Origin of the sequence: Microbacterium oleivorans, from assembly GCF_001644225.1 — a bacterium.
Taxonomy (GTDB): domain Bacteria; phylum Actinomycetota; class Actinomycetes; order Actinomycetales; family Microbacteriaceae; genus Microbacterium; species Microbacterium gawkjiense.
This window is the reverse complement of the sequence record NZ_LSTV01000005.1, coordinates 427,025-444,229: the sequence shown is the minus strand read 5'-3', so window position 1 is coordinate 444,229 and position 17,205 is coordinate 427,025. Positions and strand designations below refer to the sequence as shown.

Below are 17,205 nucleotides of genomic sequence, written 5' to 3'. Positions count from 1 at the left end.
GCCTTACGCTGGAGGAATGGCCGATGACCGCGGCATGGACGACGACCCCCGAGTGAGGGCAGCGCGGTACCGCGTGGAGCAGGCGGCGCGCGAGCACGGCGACGAGCGGCCCGCCGAACCCGAACGCCACGCGGGCACACCGACCGGCACCGAACGCGCGATGTACGTCGAGACCGCCATCCAGCAGGCGATCCGCCGCGGCGATTTCGACGACCTGCCCGGCGCCGGCAAGCCCCTCGAAGGGCTCGGCGGGTCGCACGACCCCGACTGGTGGATCAAGCGCAAGATCCAGACGGAGCAGCTGTCCGGGCTCGGACCGCCCGCCCTGCGGTTGCGCATCGAGCACGCCGAGTTCGAGCAGCGCGTCGACGTCTTCCACCGGGAGGAGGACGTCCGCGAGTACACCGCGGACTTCTCCCGCCGCGTCGTCGAAGCGCGCCGTCAACTGCTCGGCGGACCGCCCGTCGTCACCCCGACTCGGGACCCCGACGCGGAGGTCGCCGCGTGGCGCGCCCGGCGCGCGGCGCGGGCCGCGGCATCCGCTCCCCCGCCCGAGCCCGAGAAACCGCACCGTCGCCGGTGGTGGCGGACCCGCTGACGCTCAGGCGATGCCGCCGCGCCACTCCGCGAGCAGCCGCGCGATCGTGCGGGTCTCGGCCCACGGGATCTCGGGCGCCTCGGTCCGCCCCTCGCGGAGGGCGCGGATGGTGGCATCCGCTTCGGCCGCCATCGGCTGCACGGTCGGCACCTCGATCTCCTCACGGGTGCCGTCGGTGCGGATCAGCGTCGCCGCCGCGGTGCTGTCGGTCCGGCTCCCCCACACGTTCGGGATCTCCAGGCTCGCCTCGCGCCCGACGACGCGGGTGAGGCGCGGCAGGTCGTGGACGATCGCGGTGCGGATGTTCGCCGACGCACCCCCGAGATCGACGGATGCCGCTGCGCTCTCGTCGACGCCGGTCCCACCGATCGTGCCGGCCACCGCCTGCACCTCGAGTCCGTCGAGGTCGTGCCCCGCCCACGCCGCGACGCCGACGACGAGCGACAACGGGTAGCACCCGACGTCGAGGATCGCTCCGCCCGCCGTCGCCGGGTCGAAGAGGCGTCCGGTGCGGCTGCCCGCGGCGAAGCCGAGCGAGGACTCGATCTCGACCAGGTCGCCCAGGGCTCCCCCGCCCACCAGCTCGCGGAGGCGGTCGGCGAACGGTCCGAAGCGGTACTTGAAGGCCTCGACGAGAGGCAGTCCGGCAGCGCGAGCGGCCGCGATCGCGGCATCCGTCTCGGCAGGATCGACGCCGAGCGGCTTCTCGCACAGCACGGCCTTGCCCGCGGCCAGCGCCTGCTGCACGAGGTCCGTGTGCGTCGTGTGCACCGTGCCGACGTAGACGGCGTCGATGTCGTCGCGGTCGAGTATCTCGTCGTACGTCCCCACCACGGGGGCGCCGTGCGCGGCGGCGAACTCCTCCGCCCGCGAGACGTCCCGCGCGCCGACCGCGTACAGCCGGCCGAGGTCGGAGTCGGGCAGCGCGTGCGCGAAGTCGCCGCTGATCGCGCCGGCACCGAGGATGGCCCATCTTGCGTGTGTCATCCGGCCACGCTATCGCCCGCCCGAGACCTCACCCCGCCCGAGCGGCGGAGATCCTCGCCGACACGCCACCCGTTCACCCCGCCACGTCGGCGAGTCGCGAGAATCTCCGCGGTTGCGCTCGCGCCCGCCGGCGTCAGGCCTGCAGCGCCTGCTCGATGTCGGCGAGCAGGTCGGCGGCGTCCTCGATGCCGACCGACAGGCGCACGACCTCGACGGGGACGGCCGCCTCGGTGCCGCGGACCGAGGCGTGGGTCATCGCGTCGGGGTAGTTGACGAGCGACTCGACGCCGCCGAGCGACTCGGCGAGCGTGAACAGCCGCAGCGACTCGGCGAACCGGCGCGCCGCCTCGCCCGACTCGAGCGCCAGCGAGACGATGCCGCCGAAGCCCGCCATCTGCCGCGATGCGAGCTCGTGTCCGGGGTGCGACGCGAGGCCCGGGTAGTAGACCTGCGCGACCCGGTCGTGTCCGTCGAGGAAGGATGCCACGGCGAGCCCGTTCTCGCTGTGCTGACGCATCCGCACGGCGAGCGTCTTGATGCCGCGGGTCGTCAGCCACGCGTCGAGGGGTCCCGACACGGCGCCGACGGCGAACTGCAGGAAGCCGATCTTCTCGGCGAGCTCGTCGTCGTTCAGCACGAGCGCACCGCCGACGACGTCGGAATGACCGCCGAGGTACTTCGTCGTCGAGTGGACCACGACGTCGGCGCCGAACGACAGCGGGCGCTGCAGCGCGGGGGTCGCGAAGGTGTTGTCGACGACGACGAGCGCGCCGACGCCGTGGCCGATCTCGGCGAGGCCGGCGATGTCGGTGATGCGCAGCAGCGGGTTCGAGGGCGTCTCGACCCAGAGGATGCGGGGCGCCCGCTCGGCGACGGCGGCCCGGACCTTCTCGGGGTCGCTCATGTCGACGACGCGCAGCTTCACGCCCCAGTCGCCGAGGACGCGGGAGATGAGCCGGAACGTGCCGCCGTAGACGTCGTTGCCGAGCAGGACCTCGTCGCCGGGGCGCAGCACGGCGCGCAGCAGTGCGTCCTCGGCGGCGAGCCCCGAGGCGAACGAGAGCGCGTGAGTGCCTCCCTCGATCGCGGCGAGCTGGGTCTGCAGAGCGGTGCGCGTCGGGTTGCCGCTGCGGCCGTACTCGTAGCCGCCGCGGAGGCCGCCGATGCCGTCTTGCGCGTACGTCGTCGAGAAGTGGACGGGCGGGATGACGGCACCCGTCGCCTCGTCGGGCTCCTGACCTGCGTGGACGGCGAGGCTCGCGAAGCCGCGAGCGGAGGACTGTGCACTCATGCGAGGCTCCCGGTGGTGGTCTCGGTTTCGGTGTCGACGGTGAAGCCGTGGTCGGTCATCCAGCCGTCGTCGTAGATCTTGCTGAGGTAGCCGCGCCCGTGGTCGGGCAGCAGCACGACGAGCACGGCGTCGGCGGGGAGGTCCCGTGCGACGCGGAGCGCCGCGACGACCGCCATCCCCGATGAGCCGCCGACGAGCAGACCCTCCTCGCGCGCGAGGCGACGGGTCATCGCGAACGACTCGGCGTCGCCCACCCTCTCGTAGCGGTCGACGACGGTCGGGTCGAAGGTCGCGGGCATGAAGTCCTCGCCGACCCCTTCGACGAGGTAGCCGTGGATGTCGCCGCCGGAGTAGATCGAGCCCTCCGGGTCGGCGCCGACCACGGTGACCGCTCCCGAGCTTGCCTCCTTGAGGAACCGCCCCGTCCCGCTGATGGTGCCGCCGGTGCCCACGCCCGCCACGAAGTGCGTGACCCGGCCGTCGGTGTCGCGCCAGATCTCGGGGCCGGTGGTCTCGTAGTGGCCGCGCGGTCCGTGGAGGTTCGCGAATTGGTTGGGCTTGAAGGCGCCGGGGATCTCGGCGGCGAGCCGGTCCGACACGCTGTAGTAGGAATCGGGATGCTCGGGCGGGACGCTCGTGGGCGTCATGACGATCTCGGCCCCGTACGCCTTCAGCACCGCGACCTTCTCGCCGGCGAACTTGTCGGGCACGACGAAGATCATGCGGTACCCGCGCTGCAGCGCGACGAGCGCGAGCCCCACCCCGGTGTTGCCGCTCGTGGGCTCGACGATCGTGCCGCCGGGTTTCAGGTGCCCGTCGCGCTCGGCGGCGTCGATGATGTTCCGCGCGATGCGGTCCTTCGCCGAGCTGCCCGGGTTGAAGTACTCCACCTTGGCGAGGACCGTGGCGGCGATGCCCTCGGTGACGGAGTTCAGACGGACGAGAGGGGTGTTGCCGACGAGGTCGGCGATGGAGCTGGCGTAACGCACGGATTCTTCCTGACGGGATGCCGCGCTCACAGAGGCGCGGAAGCTGATGGGGTCGCGGGAATCGCCGGGTAACCGGCGGTCAGCGACGACAACAGCGAAGGGTCAGCACCCCGCCATGATACCGGACACCCGGCATCCGTGTCCGTCCGCTCTCGTCGTCATCCGGCGCAACAGGACGAAAGGTTCGGACACATGACCCTCCCCCCGTCCGCGTGATCGTAGGTTCGAGGTATGACTTCTCCCGCACACGCCGCTTCGGACGATCACGGACTCGCCGCGTCCGGGCTCGGCGAGTCGCTCTCGCCCGAGGAGTTCAAGGCCGTCTTCCGGGGGCACCCGGGCGGTGTCGCCGTGATCACCGCGGATGCCGGGAGCGGCCCGGTCGCGCTCACGGCGACATCCGTGTCGTCGGTGAGCGCCGATCCCCCGCTCCTGATCTTCTCGGTGTCGTCGCAGTCGTCGGCGGCGCCCGTGCTCGCCGCAGCCGAGACGCTCGTCGTCCACCTGCTGGACGCCGACGACCTGCGCCTCGCCGAGATCGGCGCGACGAGCGGAATCGACCGCTTCGCGGAGCTGCCGTGGTCGCGCCTGGTCACCGGTGAAGCGGTCTATCACGGGGTGCGAGCCTGGGTGCGGTGCGCCGTGATCGACCGGATGGATGCCGGCGGTTCGACGGTCATCGCCGCGCACGCCCTGCAGGCGAACATCTCGCGCGACTCGACGTCGCCGCTCGTCTACCACAACCGCACGTGGCACCGGTTGGGGCCGGACACCGTCATCTGAGAAGAGCCGCGACCCCCTCGAGGGTCGTGGTCAGCCGCGACGGGCGAGCTCGTCGAGCGCTGCGGCGATGCGGCGGATGGTGTCAGCCGTGACGGTCGCGGCCTGCTCGTCGAGACTGTCGATGACCGAGACGACGGCGCCGTGGTGGGCGCCGTAGACCTCGTCGACGAGATCGGCTGCGGTCTCCGTCGGCACGAGATAGTGGGCACGCCGGTCCGAAGGGTGCTGCTCCCGGATGACGTAGCCCTTGCTCACGAGTCGCTCGATCACGTTGGTGACGGTGGCACTGGAGGTCCCGAGCATCACGATGAGGTCCTTCGGGCTGACCTCCCGCTCCTCACGCCGCGCCTGCACGAGATAGCGGAGGGCGGCGAGGTCGATGCCGCCGAGGCCGGAGATGCGCTGGGAACGGTCCGCCTGGACCTGCTCGGCATGACGGAGCTCGAGGATGGCGCTGCTCAGCTCGCGGCCCGCGTTGGTCTTGGGCTGCGCGGCGTAGAGGTGCGTGTGCTCGTGTCGCACGATGGACTGAGGCATGTCAACTCCTCGGCTCGTGACGGGTGTCCAACATCATCCGATCGCCGCCCGAGCCTCAGCCGCGTCCGGATACTTCCCCACGAACCCGCCGGTGTGATCTCGGGCGATCCATCCCGCGGGATTCTGTTCGACGGTTCCGAGGAACGCGCCGTGGGTGTTGCCGACCCAGAAGCCCGCCTCGACCTCGTGCCACGTCGCGACGGTGTCGCTGACGTCCACGGAGCCGTACGAGTCGAGCACCTCCATCGACTTCACCACCTTACATGTCCGAATCTGTGACAGTTCTTGTCCTTCTCGGAATCAATGATAGACAAGAGATGTGAAATCTACTAGATGTATTGTTTAGCTAGTAATTCAGGAACGGAACGATGACACCTACACCCTCACACCCCATCCCGGCGCCCTTCACGGCACTCGGGGTCGCTCTCATCCCCGAGCAGCGGACGGGCTGGAGGGCGCTCATCCTCGATTCGCTTTCACGACAGCGGCCCCACCGGTCTACGGCCCGGCCGGCCCACCACTGACCCCCTCACCACGACCCACACCAGGAGAACGTCATGGGAAGCCTCTACTACGGGAACGTCGATTCCCCCATCGTCATGCCGGACCGCATCCTCGCTCACCTCGCCGCCGTGGCGACGACCAAGCTGCGGCGCAGCGAGAGCTTCGTCGTCTCGTGGAAGGGCACCGGAGGGGAGGGCGAGGGCCGTACGACCCTCTGGTTCCAGCCCGCCATCCCGCTGCGCTTCGTCTACGACCAGGCCGCGGCGATCCCCCTGAACCCCGCGACGCTGCGTGAAATGGCCGACCAGGCCACCTCCAACGGAGGACTCGTCCTCGATGCCGATCTCGACATCCCCGAGATCACCGCCGCCCGTCCTGAGACTCGTCGCCCGGTGGCCGCCGCATGAGTCACCCCGACTTGATCGACGAGGCGGACGCCTACGAGGACGCCCTCGCTGCCGACTTCACCGAACGCTTCGGGAGTCCGCCCCTGCTGGTGTGACCCCACAGGCTCCCCCCTGCCGCCCCGCTCGCCGACCCCCCACGGCGCGGGGCGGCTTCTTGTGCGGACGCCACGGATGCCGCGCCCGTCACCCGTCCGCGCGCGTCGCCTCGACGGTCTGCAGCAGCAGGGCCAGCGCAGCCCCGACCGCCTGGTCGATCACCTCGACGGGATCCCCGTCGAACCGCACGAGCTCGTGGCCGGCGGCATCCGCCGTCGCCCAGCCGAGGTAGACGGTGCCCGGAGCGTGCCCGTCCTGGGCGTCCGGTCCGCCGACGCCCGTCGTCGACACGGCGACATCCGCGTTCAGCAGGGCCCGGACCCCGCGTGCGAGCTGCTCTGCGCACTCGGGCGAGCAGGGATCGGTTCCGGGTTCGAGGCCCAGGACCTCCTCCTTGACGCGCACCTGATACGCGACGACCCCGCCCGCGAACCAGTCCTGGGCGGACGGGCCGCGCCCGACCTCGGCCGCCAGACGCCCGCTCGTGAGGGATTCGGCGACCGCGCAGACCACCCCGACGCGGCCTGCCGCGTCGGCGATGCGTTCGACGAGATCAGGCAGAGCTCTCCGCCTCACCGGGATCGGCGGGCTCGGGGACCAGGTGCAGACCGGCCGGCGAGTTGGCGGCGTACATCAGGGCCTCGGACCACGCGCGATTGATGCGCGACTGACGGCTGCCGTAGTACTTGAAGACGAGCGACGCGTGGGGGTGGAGCCAGACGGACGTGCGGCCCTCGCCGATGCTCCTGTCGTCGCGCCACGTGAAGTGGAAGGACTCGCCGCGGCGCAGCTTGTTGCCGATGACCTGCTGCAGGTGAGCCAGGGTGCGGTCTTCGAAGTCCACCTTGATGGAATCCTCATAGATGAACTTGCCCACTGCCGTCCCCTCCTCGTGTCATCGCGGAGTCGCGACGGACATCTCCCATTATGGTGGCCCCATGGGTGTGATCTACTACGGCAGCTCGGCGATGCCCATCCGGATCGCAGATCGCGCGCTCGCTCACCTGAAGATCGTGATCGCGACCAAGCTCCGGCGTTCCGAGAGCTTCACCGTCTCGTGGCAGCACCCCGAGAACTCGCCGCAGGGACGCACCACCATCTGGCTGCACCCCGCCATCCCTCTGCGTTTCGTGTTCGACGAGCCCGAGCCGCCCGCGCTCAGCCGCGAGTGGATCGAGGAACTGGCGGCATCCGCCAACTCCTCCGGCGGCATCCAACTCATGCCGGAGATGTTCCACGACGACCGCGACGGCCACGTCACGGAGTGACGCGGCCGTCGACGGAAGCTCTCGTCGAAGGATCATCGAGGAGTGCGGTTCTCCGCACTGATCATCCAGGCGAACTGCTCGAGGCTCTCGAGGATGCCGTGCAGGATGTCGGCGCTCGTCGGGTCCTCCTCGTCGACCTCGTCGTGCACGTCGCGGCACGTCGAGATGGTCGCCTCGAGGCGCTCGGTCACGAGGTCGATGACGTCCGAGGTCAACACCTCGCCGTGGGGGAACTCGGGCAGCGTCGTAGTCTCGGCGACGGTGTCGCTGCGGCCGTCGGGGACGGCGTGCAGGGCGCGCATGCGCTCGGCCACGGTGTCGCTGAACTCCCGGGCTGCGTCGATGATCTCGTCGAGCTGCAGGTGCGTGTCGCGGAAGTTCTTGCCGACCACGTTCCAGTGCGCCTGCTTACCCTGGATCGACAGCTCCAGGAGGTCGACGAGGACCGCCTGCAGGTTGTCACTGAGCTTCTGCGACGCGGTGAAGCCGCGCTCCGCATTCTGCTCCTCCGTCAGCTGCGCACCCGACTTGGCGGGGCGACGCTTGTTGCGGGTCGCCGAGGTCGCGGACTTCGTCTGGGTTGTCGTCATGACACATCCTTCTTTCTCGGAACGGGGTCGACTGTCACGCTACGTCCGCGTCGCCGCAGACGACATCGGGTTGCGCCGCCGGCGGCCCCGGTGATAGCCGGGCGGCCGGGCTCACGCGCCCAGGCGCGCCACGGCGGCGGTCATCTCCTCGTCGGAGAGCGTCAAACCGGCGTCCTGCAGTCGGCGCTCCAGCAGCAGGCGCACGTCCGCGCCCTCCTGCCCGGCGAGGTCGGCCTGGCACTGCACGATGATGCCGTCGATCTTCTGCGCGGCATCCGCGGGGTTCTGTGACATCGAGGGGCCGGACTGGACCCCTTCACGGGGATCGATGGCGTCGCTCATGCAGGACAGTCTGCGCACCGGGCGGCCCAGGTGTCATCCCCTTGACCGCCACCGGCACCGGGGATAGAACTCAGACGGACCGCTGCCGATCCGGATGGATGCGGGGGCCGCGCCAGAACGGCGGCAAACCGTCGGGGTCGGGGTCGTCGAACGCCGGCGCCTGGCCGTCGGTGGGCGGGTCCTGCGGCTCCGGTACGGGAATGACGGCGATCGGAACACCCGGGGTGATGAAGAGGTAGGCGGGCCGGGGGCTGCCCTCCCCGTCGTTGACGGCGAGCCAATGCTGCCCTGCGTCCACCCCCTCCTGGATCTCCTGATGGACCTCGTCGAGGGTGCGATTGCCGATGCTGTACCACTGGCCGCCGTACGAGATGTCGATGCGGTTCATCGGTTCTCCTCGGCCTCGGACGGACATCGGAGACCCAGCATGCGCCGGATCGTCCGCGGAGTCACGACCTTGACAGCCGGCGATGAGGCGATTAGCCCCTACAGAGCCGCCAGCGGCGGACGGTGCGCGATCGGCTTCGGCTTGGCGCGGCGGGGCGCGGCTGCCGCGAGGTAACGGATCGCCCCGCGCAGCAGCTCGTCCACGGTGGGGTACCACCCCGTCCCACGACCGCAGAAGACCCAGGTGACGTCGTACCCGCCGTCGTCGGCGGCCTCGACGTACGCGATCAGATGGGCGGCGTCGGACGCCGCCGCCGTCGCGTCGCAGAGCCGCCACGCCGACGCGGACAGCGGCTCGAGGATCAATCGCCCGCGGGGATCCTCACTCACGGTCGCACCTCCGGATGTAGCGTGTTCGCAGATCTTCGTCGATCTGCCGCGAGCTGACCGCCTCGCGGGTCTCACCATCGCTCCGAGCAGGGCGCGCGCCGAGGGGCTTGACACCGCCGGGACCGAGGGTTAGCCGGGGCGAGTAGCAGACGCCGGGATGCGGCGTCAATGCCCCCGGCACGTCAGGTGCGCTCGCCTAGCGTTGACGGTGCAAGGTACGTAGGCGGACGGTCGAGACGAGAGGTGTTCGGGTCACCGATTTTTCTCCCGCGCTTACACCGGGCCCCGGCGATCGGGCTTATCGCCGGGGCCTCACCTGTGCAAGCCCCTGCCCTGCGGCCCGGCGTCTCCGTAACGTCGGGACCTCGACGAGAGGAGCAGTCATGGACCACGACGCGCAGCACACCGAGTCGGACAAGCCGATCCCCGGAGGTGCACTCCCGGACGAGGACCCGATGGATGCGGTCAAGAAGGCGGTCGAGGACGATGCGGCGGTGCCCATCGAGAAGGTCGAGCCGGGCGTCGATCCAGACTCGGCGGATTCCAGCAGGTCGCTGAAGCGCACCGACCATTGATCGCGAAGGCCGCACCCCGTGTGCGGCCTTCGTCGTGTCAGCCCGCCGGCGCCATCTGCGCGTACTCGTTCGCGCGGGTCGCGACGTCGTCGATGTAACGGGTGAGCGGGTTGTAGGTGAACACGGCGTCGCGCCAGGCGGTCTCGGTCGCCATCGGGCCGGACCGGCACAAGTAACGCGCAGCCGCCAGGGCGGCGTCGTCGATGTGGTTCGGGTCGCGGGTGCCGTCGGCGTCTCCGTCCGCGCCCCATCGCCGCCAGGTCTCTGGGATGAACTGCAGCGGCCCGACCGCGCGGTCCCACCGGTCGTCACCGTCGAGGTTCCCGCCGTCCGTGTCGGCGATGGCCGCCACACCGTCCCCGTCCAGCCGCGGCCCCAGGATGCGGGGTGTCACCAGGCCGCTCTCGTCGAGGCGCGACCCGCCGTACGACCCGTGCCGGGACTCGACCCACCCGATCCCGGCGAGGGTGTTCCAGCCGATCGCGCAGGACGGCTGCTCGTGCGCGACCGTGAGGTCCGCCGCCGCGTACGCGATGACGGCGCGACGGGGGATGCCGGTGGCCGCCGCGACCCGCGACGCCCACTCGGCGTCGACGAGATCGACCGCCGGCGCACGGGCGGGGTCGGCTCCCGCGACGGCGAGGGCGGGTGGCGGGGTGTCGGCCCAGCGCGACGAAACCGGCGGCAGGGGCTCGCCCTCGGGCTCGGCGGGACGCAGCGCCGCCGGCAGGCACGCGGCGAGGAGGATCACGACGGCGGCGGGGGCGACACCGATCCCGACGGCGAGCGCCGCGAGCCGGCCGCGCCGCGCGCGCGACGGGGATCGCCTGCGGCGTGCCGCCATCTGCGCCTCCCCGGTCCGACTGCCCGCACCACGCTAACCCGTCGGCGTGAGGGCCCGCTGTGGGCTGCCCGTGTCGCACGTCGCGGTCAGCTCGTCAAGGCCCCTCACCGACCGGAAGAGCGCTGCCTACGGTCCCCGGACGCGGCTCGGATGCATCCGGCATCCCTCCCGCCGCGGCGACCGGACAGGAGACAGGATGTTCTTCCACAGACAGGAACTGCAGTTCACCGCGACACCCGACAAGCCCGACGCGATCTTCGCGCGGCGGATGCAGGAGGTGCTGGGCGGTCAGTACGGCGAGATCACCGTCGCCATGCAGTACGGGTTCCAGGCCTGGAACGCGCACATCCCCGGCAAGTACCGCGACCTGCTGTACGGCATCGGTGCCGAGGAGTTCGGCCACGTCGAGATGCTCGCGATCATGATCGCCCAGCTGCTCGAGAAGGCTCCCGTCGAGCAGAGCGAGGCGGCGGCGGCATCCGATCCCGTCCTCGGTGCGGTGATGGGCGGCATGGACGTGCAGGCGGCGATCGTCGCGGGCGCGGGCGTGCGCCCGGTCGACAGCAACGGCAACCCGTGGCAGGGGTCGTACATCACCGCGAGCGGCAACATGCTCGCCGACTTCACGGCGAACGCGAACGCCGAGATGCAGGGGCGCGTGCAGGTGGCCCGCATCTACAACATGACCGACGACCACGGCGTCCGCGAGATGCTGTCGTTCCTGCTGGCCCGCGACACGATGCACCAGAACCAGTGGATCCGCGCCGCCCAGGAGTTGCGCGAGGAGGGCGTCGAGGACATCCCCGTGCCCCTCAACTTCCCGCTGTCGAACGAGGCGCGGGACCACTCGTACAAGTACATCAACTTCTCCGACGGTCAGGCCGCGGCGGAAGGCTCGTGGGCGAGCGGCCCGACCCCCGACGGCAAGGGCGAGTTCAGCTACCTCGACGGGCCCGACACGTCGGTGCCGATGCCCCCGCCGACGCAGCCGGATCCGCGCTTCTACGGCACCGACGCCAAGCCGAATCTGATCGACAAGGCCGACGGCGTCATCAAGGACAAGCTGTCATGAGACGAGTCGGATGTTGGGCGGCGACGCCCGGCATCCGCTCAGATCGACTCGATGGTCCCCGTCTGAGGGTCCTCGGGCGGCTCGGACATGACGAACAGTCCGCCCGACGAGTTCGCGGCGTACGCGAGCTTCTCGAGCCACGTCCGGTTCATCGCCGGCGCGCGAGACCCGTAGTACTTGAAGTCGAGGTCCGCGGACGGGTGGATCCAGACCGATCGTCGCCCGTCGCCGACGCTCGCATCATCGCGCCATGTGAAGAAGAAGGACTCGCCGCGGCGCAGCTTGTTGCCGATGACGACCTGCAGGTGTGCGAGCGCCCGGTCCTCGACCTCGGTCTTGACCTGACTGCTGTAGTTGAATCGACCCATGGGGCGGCCCTCCCGCCGAGACCGCACCGTCACCCGCGGACACGCCGTGCGTGACGGCGCTGCGGATCCGCAGGGCGGTGCATCTCCGTAGCCGTGCCACGATCCTCTCCCCGCCCGCGCCGCGCAACCCCCGTCGCGCGGTGCGCCGGGGGTCGATGTCGCCCCGGGCGTGTCGGAAGACCGTGTCAGCGGCGGGATGCCGGGGCCACCGCCGCGCGGACGATCCGGAAGACGACCACCGCGGCCACCACCCACGGCCCCACGACGAGGACGGGATCCATCCAGGTGTGGCGCACGTCCACGCGGCCCCGCCCGACACGCGAGGAGATCGGGCCGCGTCCGCGTTCGCCGAGGATGCCCGACTGCGTCACCGGGTCGTCGGGACGGCGGGAGAACAGGGACCTCGCGTGAGCGCCCGCCGACTCGACCCGGTCGCCCAGGATCAGCAGCATCCAGTGCGGTGTCTGCCCCTCGCTGAACCTCGCGTAGGCCAGTCGCCGGATCGCCCCCGAGACGCCGTGGAGCGGCTGCGCGGTCCCGAACACCGGGGTGAGGCGCTCGTGCTCGATCGAGCGCTCGCGACCGGACCCGTGCGGCTGCTGCTCGGGCAGGTCCCAGTGGGCGCCGGTCTCGATCCCGGGCTGCTCGCGCGGGAAGGCGGGGCGGTCGGCGGGGTCGAGGTCGGCGCCCCAGCCGGGGATGCGGCGGCGGAGGTCTTCGGGGTCGGGGGTCTGGCCGGGCTTGTCTGCGCGGTACGGCATGGTTCCTCCTCGCTCAGGCGCCGAACGTCACGACGGGCTTGATGATGCCGTCGAGCTTCGACGAGAAGACGTGGTACCCCTCGGCGATGTCGTCGAGGTCGAAGCGGTGGGTGATGAGCTCCCGCGGGGCGATGTGTCCGGCGCGGATGTGCTCGAGCAGGCGCGGCCACTGCCGCTTGACCGGCGCTTGGTTGGCGCGGATCGTCAGTCCCTTGTTCATGGCGTCGCCGAACTTGATCGCGCTGAACAGCGGCCCGTAGGCGCCCATGACTGAGACAGTCCCGCCCTTGCGGACCGCGTCGATCGCCCAGTTGAGAGCGATGGGCGAGCCGCCCTGGAGCTTGAGCTTCGCGGCCGTGACGTGCTGCAGGACGTGGCCGTCCGCCTCGGCCCCGACGGCGTCGATCACGGCATCCGCGCCGAGACCGTCGGTCATCTTCTTGAGCGTCAGCACGATGTCGTCGACCTGACCGAAGTGCACGGTCTCGGCGAAGGCGAACTCGCGCGCCTTCTGCAGCCGGTAGTCGAGGTGGTCGACGACGATCACGCGGCCGGCCCCCATGAGCCAGCACGAGCGCGCCGCGGCCAGCCCGACGGGACCGGCTCCCAGCACGACCACAGTGTCGCCCTCGACGATGTCGGCGAGCTGCGACCCGAAATACCCGGTCGAGAACGCGTCGGTCAGCAGAAGCGCATCCTCGGACGCGATGTCGTCGGGGATCACCTGAGGGCCGACGTCGGCGAACGGCACGCGCACCAGCTCGGCCTGACCGCCGTCGAACCCGCCGGTCGAGTGCGAGTATCCGTAGATGCCGCCGATCGCCGTCGCATTGGCGTTGACGTTGTGGCAGTTGGAGAAGAGGCCGCGGGCGCAGAAGAAGCATGATCCGCAGTAGATGTTGAAGGGCACCATGACCCGGTCGCCGGGTTTCAGGGCCCGCACCGAAGAGCCGACCTCCTCGACCCAGCCGATGAACTCGTGCCCGAACGTGTGGCCGACCCGGGTGTCGGGCATCATGCCGTGGTACAGGTGCAGATCGGAGCCGCAGATCGACGCCAGCTCGACGCGCACGATGGCGTCGTTCGGGTGAGCGATCACCGGGTCGCTCTTGCGGTCGACGCGGACCTTGTACGGTCCGCGATAGGTCATCGCCTTCATCGATCCTCCTCAGGTTCCGGGCGAGCCTGGTCGGAAGGGAGCACGCGAGCGAGGGGGTTGCGCCCGTCGCGGGGACGTGTCAGTCCGAGGCGCCGAGCTCGAAGCGGTACCCCATGCCCGCCTCGGTGAGGATGTGGCGCGGCTGAGCCGGGTCGTCCTCGAGCTTGCGGCGCAGCTGCGAGACGTACAGGCGCAGGTAGCCCGTGTCGCTCACGTGCTCGCTCCCCCAGATCGACGTGAGGATCGTCTGGCGCGTCACGAGCTTCCCGGGGTTGCGCAGCAGGATCTCGAGCAACTGCCACTCCGTCGGAGTCAGCCGCACCCGCTCGGTGTGCCCGTCGGTCGTCTTCGTGACGCTGCGGGCGGCGAGGTCGACCGAGATCGACCCGAACTCGGTCACCGGGTCGGGCTCCTGCTGCGGCGCGCGCCTCGTCAGGGCGCGGATGCGCGCGAGCAGCTCGTCGATCGAGAACGGCTTCGTCACGTAGTCGTCGGCGCCGGCATCCAGCGCGTCGACCTTGTCGGCGGCTCCCGTCCGGCCCGAGACGACGAGGATCGGGGCGTCCGACCACCCGCGGATCGCGTGGATCACCTCGATCCCGTCGAGCTGCGGCATCCCGAGGTCGAGCAGGAAGATGTCGGGGTGGTGATCCACTGCGGCGGAGATGGCCTGCGCGCCGTCGGCCGCCGTGAACACCTCGTAGCCGCGGGCCGAGAGGGTGATCCGAAGAGCGCGGACGATCTGCGGATCGTCGTCGGCGATGAGGATCCTCACGCGTGCTCCTCCTCGCGGGCCAGCGGCAGGGAGACGACCATCGTCAGCCCGCCGCCCGGCGTGTCCTCGGGGGTGAGCGTACCGCCCATCCCCTCAACGAACCCCTTCGAGAGGGCGAGACCAAGACCGAGGCCGGTGCTGTTGTCGGTGTCGCCGAGACGCTGGAACGGCACGAAGACGTCGTCGCGACGTTCGGCGGGGATGCCGGGGCCGTGGTCGATGATCCGGATCTCGACGGCGCGGCCGAAGCTGCTCGTCGCGATGCGGACCTTGCTCCCCTCCGGCGAGAAGCGCAGCGCGTTGGCGAGGAGGTTGACGATCACGCGCTGCAGCAGAACGGGATCCGCGCGGACGGCGGCATCCGGTTCGAGGTGGATGTCGACGGATGCCGGTCCCGCGTCCAGTTCCTCGAGGGCCGGAAGGATCGCGTCGGCGGGGTCGACGGACTGCAGCGCGACGGCGAGCGCCCCCGCCTGCAGCCGGCTCACGTCGAGCAGATCCGTGACGAGGGTCGCGAGTGTGCCCAGCGATTCGTCGGCCGTCTGCAGCAGTTCCGCGCGATCGCGGTCGCTGTACGTGCCGCTGCGCAGTCCCCCGACGGCGGCGGTCGCCGCGGCGAGCGGGCGTCGCAGGTCGTGGCTGAGCGCCGACAGCAGCGCGCTCCGCACGCGGTCGGACGCCTCCAGCGGGGCGAGCCCGCTCGCGACCTCGGCCAGATCGGCGCGCTGCAGGGCGGCATCCAGCTGCGCGACGATCGCCGACAGCAGCCGGCGCTCCGACGCCGGGAGGTCGTGACCGTGCAGTTCGAGGACGGCGCGGTCGCCGACCGGCAGCGCCGTGTGGCGCCCGTCGCGCAGCGGCTCGCCGCTCGAGGCGAGCGTCGTCTCCCCCGACACGAGTCGCACGCCGGCCAGCCGGAACGCCTCGCGGGTCCATTCGACGAGTGCCTCGACCGCGCCGCCGCCGCGGAGGACGCTGCCGGCCACCGTCTGCAGCAGCTCCGCCTCGGCGGCCGCTCGGCGCGCGACGCGCGTCGTGCGGGCGGCGCGGTCGACGACGACGCTGACGAGCACGGCGATGACGACGTACAGCAGGACGGCGAGCACCTCGCGGGGCGATTTGATCTGCAGCGTGTAGAGCGGCTCGACGAAGAAGTAGTTGAGGGTGACCCCGCTGAGCACCGCCGCCCACAGCGCGGGCCAGATCCCGCCGATGAGAGCGACGACGACGACGAGGAGCTGGTAGCTGAGGACGTCGCTCGTGATGGACTCCGCGGAGTGCAGCGTCACGAGGAGCCAGGTCAGCAGCGGCCCGCCGGTGAACGCCAGCGCGAAGCCCGCGACGCGACGGCGCATCGACAGCGCCCCGCCCAGACGCGGCAGCGCGAACCGACCGCCGGCGGCGGAGTGCGTGACGATGTGGACGTCGATGTCACCGGATTCGCGGATGACGGTGGCGCCGATCCCCGGCCCCGTGACGAGCGCCGCGAGGCGGCTGCGGCGGCTGACGCCCAGGACGAGCTGCGTCGCGTTGACGGAGCGCGCGAACTCGACGAGCGCCGTCGGGACGTCCTCGCCGACGACCTGGTGGAAGGTGCCGCCCAGCTTCTCGACGAGGGCCCGCTGCGCGGCGAGCGCCCCCGGGTCGCCGCTGCGCAGGCCGTCGTTGCTCGTGACGTGGACCGCGAGCAGCTGTCCGCCCGCCGAACGTGCCGCGATGCGGGCACCGCGGCGCAGCAGGGTCTCGCCCTCGGGTCCCCCGGTGAGGGTCACGACGACGCGCTCCCGCGCCTCCCAGCGGCTGTCGATGCCGTGCTCGGCTCGGTACGAGGTGAGCGCCTGGTCGACCTCGTCGGCCAGCCACAGCAGCGCCAGCTCGCGGAGCGCGGTGAGGTTGCCGAGACGGAAGTAGTTCGACAGCGCCGCATCCACCCGCTCGGCGGGATAGACGAGACCGCCCGCGAGGCGGTCGCGCAGGGCCTGCGGCGCGAGGTCGACCACCTCGACCTGGTCGGCGGCCCGCAGCACCTGATCGGGGACGGTCTCGCGCTGCGGCGCTCCCGTGATCTGCTGCACGACGTCGTTGAGCGACTCGATGTGCTGGATGTTGACGGTCGAGATGACCGAGATGCCGGCATCCCGCAGCCGCTGCACGTCCTGCCAGCGCTTCTCGTTCGCCGAGCCGGGGGCATTGGTGTGGGCGAGCTCGTCGACGAGGGCGACGTCGGGATTGCGCGCGATCACCGCGTCGAGGTCCATCTCGGTGAGCGCCACGCCGCGGTGGGCGATCTCGCGGCGCGGCACCTGCTCGAGGCCCTCGGTCATGCGCGCGGTCGCCGCGCGGCCGTGGGTCTCGACGACGGCGATGACGACGTCCTGCCCCTCGGCGGCGAGGCGGCGCCCCTCCTCGAGCATCGTGTACGTCTTGCCGACGCCGGGGGCCGCGCCCAGCAGAACGCGCAGCCGTCCTCGTCCCCCCACTG

The 17,205-nt window shown here is 70.9% G+C and carries 23 protein-coding genes; 6 read left to right on the top strand and 17 right to left on the bottom strand.

Translation table 11 applies throughout. The annotated features are described in order from the left end of the window. Positions 1 to 16: 16 nt before the first annotated feature. The gene (locus AYL44_RS13665) at positions 17 to 598 is read left to right on the top strand and encodes a DUF1992 domain-containing protein (RefSeq protein ID WP_064003821.1); all 582 of its coding nucleotides are present in this window, start codon (positions 17 to 19) and stop codon (positions 596 to 598) included. Positions 599 to 601: 3 nt separating this feature from the next. Here the strand turns inward: AYL44_RS13665 and AYL44_RS13660 are convergent, their stop codons facing one another. From AYL44_RS13660 to AYL44_RS13650, 3 genes are all read right to left on the bottom strand, one after another. After that, positions 602 to 1,585, bottom strand: a complete 984-nt coding sequence (locus AYL44_RS13660; RefSeq protein ID WP_064003820.1) for a Gfo/Idh/MocA family protein — start codon at positions 1,583 to 1,585, stop codon at positions 602 to 604. A 133-nt stretch (positions 1,586 to 1,718) separates the two neighbouring features. Beyond that, positions 1,719 to 2,876, bottom strand: coding sequence for a cystathionine gamma-synthase (locus tag AYL44_RS13655; RefSeq protein ID WP_064003819.1), 1,158 nt, complete (start codon positions 2,874 to 2,876; stop codon positions 1,719 to 1,721). Beyond that, entirely contained in the window at positions 2,873 to 3,865 is a 993-nt protein-coding gene (locus AYL44_RS13650; protein ID WP_064003818.1) for a pyridoxal-phosphate dependent enzyme, read from the bottom strand. The genes AYL44_RS13655 and AYL44_RS13650 overlap by 4 nt, the downstream gene beginning before the upstream one ends. 231 nt (positions 3,866 to 4,096) lie before the next feature. Here AYL44_RS13650 and AYL44_RS13645 point away from each other — a divergent pair, with 231 nt between their 5' ends. Then, the gene (locus AYL44_RS13645) at positions 4,097 to 4,648 is read left to right on the top strand and encodes a flavin reductase family protein (RefSeq protein ID WP_064003817.1); all 552 of its coding nucleotides are present in this window, start codon (positions 4,097 to 4,099) and stop codon (positions 4,646 to 4,648) included. Between the two features lie 30 nt (positions 4,649 to 4,678). Here the strand turns inward: AYL44_RS13645 and AYL44_RS13640 are convergent, their stop codons facing one another. After that, complete coding sequence (locus AYL44_RS13640; protein ID WP_064003816.1) at positions 4,679 to 5,185, bottom strand: MarR family winged helix-turn-helix transcriptional regulator; 507 nt, start codon at positions 5,183 to 5,185, stop codon at positions 4,679 to 4,681. A 33-nt stretch (positions 5,186 to 5,218) separates the two neighbouring features. Further along, positions 5,219 to 5,431 (bottom strand): hypothetical protein, encoded by a 213-nt coding sequence (locus AYL44_RS13635; protein WP_231872826.1) that lies wholly within the window; start codon positions 5,429 to 5,431, stop codon positions 5,219 to 5,221. A gap of 311 nt (positions 5,432 to 5,742) precedes the next feature. Between AYL44_RS13635 and AYL44_RS13630 the strand changes: the two genes are divergently transcribed. Continuing rightward, entirely contained in the window at positions 5,743 to 6,096 is a 354-nt protein-coding gene (locus AYL44_RS13630; RefSeq protein ID WP_064003814.1) for a hypothetical protein, read from the top strand. Between the two features lie 183 nt (positions 6,097 to 6,279). Here AYL44_RS13630 and AYL44_RS13625 read toward each other — a convergent pair whose 3' ends face one another. Both AYL44_RS13625 and AYL44_RS13620 read right to left on the bottom strand, forming a co-directional pair. After that, positions 6,280 to 6,768 carry a CinA family protein gene (locus AYL44_RS13625; RefSeq protein WP_064003813.1) on the bottom strand — a complete coding sequence of 163 codons (489 nt, stop codon included), beginning with the start codon at positions 6,766 to 6,768 and terminating at the stop codon, positions 6,280 to 6,282. Beyond that, complete coding sequence (locus AYL44_RS13620; RefSeq protein ID WP_064003812.1) at positions 6,746 to 7,069, bottom strand: hypothetical protein; 324 nt, start codon at positions 7,067 to 7,069, stop codon at positions 6,746 to 6,748. The genes AYL44_RS13625 and AYL44_RS13620 overlap by 23 nt, the downstream gene beginning before the upstream one ends. 61 nt (positions 7,070 to 7,130) lie before the next feature. Here AYL44_RS13620 and AYL44_RS13615 point away from each other — a divergent pair, with 61 nt between their 5' ends. Further along, the gene (locus tag AYL44_RS13615; protein WP_064003811.1) at positions 7,131 to 7,460 is read left to right on the top strand and encodes a hypothetical protein; all 330 of its coding nucleotides are present in this window, start codon (positions 7,131 to 7,133) and stop codon (positions 7,458 to 7,460) included. A gap of 32 nt (positions 7,461 to 7,492) precedes the next feature. Here the strand turns inward: AYL44_RS13615 and AYL44_RS13610 are convergent, their stop codons facing one another. The 4 genes from AYL44_RS13610 to AYL44_RS13595 form a co-directional block, all read right to left on the bottom strand. Beyond that, positions 7,493 to 8,050: a Dps family protein gene (locus tag AYL44_RS13610; protein ID WP_064003810.1), complete on the bottom strand. Its 558-nt coding sequence runs from the start codon at positions 8,048 to 8,050 to the stop codon at positions 7,493 to 7,495. Positions 8,051 to 8,161: 111 nt separating this feature from the next. Further along, entirely contained in the window at positions 8,162 to 8,392 is a 231-nt protein-coding gene (locus AYL44_RS13605) for a hypothetical protein (RefSeq protein ID WP_064003809.1), read from the bottom strand. Between the two features lie 70 nt (positions 8,393 to 8,462). Then, positions 8,463 to 8,780: a hypothetical protein gene (locus tag AYL44_RS13600; protein WP_064003808.1), complete on the bottom strand. Its 318-nt coding sequence runs from the start codon at positions 8,778 to 8,780 to the stop codon at positions 8,463 to 8,465. A 98-nt stretch (positions 8,781 to 8,878) separates the two neighbouring features. Then, positions 8,879 to 9,169, bottom strand: a complete 291-nt coding sequence (locus AYL44_RS13595) for a hypothetical protein (protein ID WP_064003807.1) — start codon at positions 9,167 to 9,169, stop codon at positions 8,879 to 8,881. 383 nt (positions 9,170 to 9,552) lie between these two features. On the opposite strand from AYL44_RS13595, the gene AYL44_RS13590 reads away from it, so the two are divergent. After that, complete coding sequence (locus AYL44_RS13590; RefSeq protein ID WP_064003806.1) at positions 9,553 to 9,744, top strand: hypothetical protein; 192 nt, start codon at positions 9,553 to 9,555, stop codon at positions 9,742 to 9,744. Positions 9,745 to 9,781: 37 nt separating this feature from the next. Here the strand turns inward: AYL44_RS13590 and AYL44_RS13585 are convergent, their stop codons facing one another. Continuing rightward, positions 9,782 to 10,588 carry a lytic transglycosylase domain-containing protein gene (locus AYL44_RS13585; RefSeq protein WP_064003805.1) on the bottom strand — a complete coding sequence of 269 codons (807 nt, stop codon included), beginning with the start codon at positions 10,586 to 10,588 and terminating at the stop codon, positions 9,782 to 9,784. 196 nt (positions 10,589 to 10,784) lie between these two features. Here AYL44_RS13585 and AYL44_RS13580 point away from each other — a divergent pair, with 196 nt between their 5' ends. Then, on the top strand, positions 10,785 to 11,660 hold the full coding sequence (locus tag AYL44_RS13580) for a manganese catalase family protein (protein WP_064003804.1): 876 nt from the start codon (positions 10,785 to 10,787) through the stop codon (positions 11,658 to 11,660). A 38-nt stretch (positions 11,661 to 11,698) separates the two neighbouring features. On the opposite strand, the gene AYL44_RS13575 is transcribed toward AYL44_RS13580, so the two are convergent. The 5 genes from AYL44_RS13575 to AYL44_RS13555 form a co-directional block, all read right to left on the bottom strand. After that, the gene (locus AYL44_RS13575) at positions 11,699 to 12,028 is read right to left on the bottom strand and encodes a hypothetical protein (protein ID WP_064003803.1); all 330 of its coding nucleotides are present in this window, start codon (positions 12,026 to 12,028) and stop codon (positions 11,699 to 11,701) included. Between the two features lie 185 nt (positions 12,029 to 12,213). Beyond that, positions 12,214 to 12,789 (bottom strand): hypothetical protein, encoded by a 576-nt coding sequence (locus tag AYL44_RS13570; protein WP_064003802.1) that lies wholly within the window; start codon positions 12,787 to 12,789, stop codon positions 12,214 to 12,216. Between the two features lie 13 nt (positions 12,790 to 12,802). Continuing rightward, on the bottom strand, positions 12,803 to 13,948 hold the full coding sequence (locus tag AYL44_RS13565; RefSeq protein WP_064003801.1) for a zinc-dependent alcohol dehydrogenase: 1,146 nt from the start codon (positions 13,946 to 13,948) through the stop codon (positions 12,803 to 12,805). A gap of 79 nt (positions 13,949 to 14,027) precedes the next feature. Beyond that, positions 14,028 to 14,723, bottom strand: coding sequence for a response regulator (locus tag AYL44_RS13560; protein ID WP_064003800.1), 696 nt, complete (start codon positions 14,721 to 14,723; stop codon positions 14,028 to 14,030). Further along, entirely contained in the window at positions 14,720 to 17,203 is a 2,484-nt protein-coding gene (locus AYL44_RS13555) for a sensor histidine kinase (RefSeq protein WP_064003799.1), read from the bottom strand. Before AYL44_RS13555 ends, AYL44_RS13560 begins: the two co-directional genes overlap by 4 nt. Between the last annotated feature and the right edge of the window lie 2 nt (positions 17,204 to 17,205).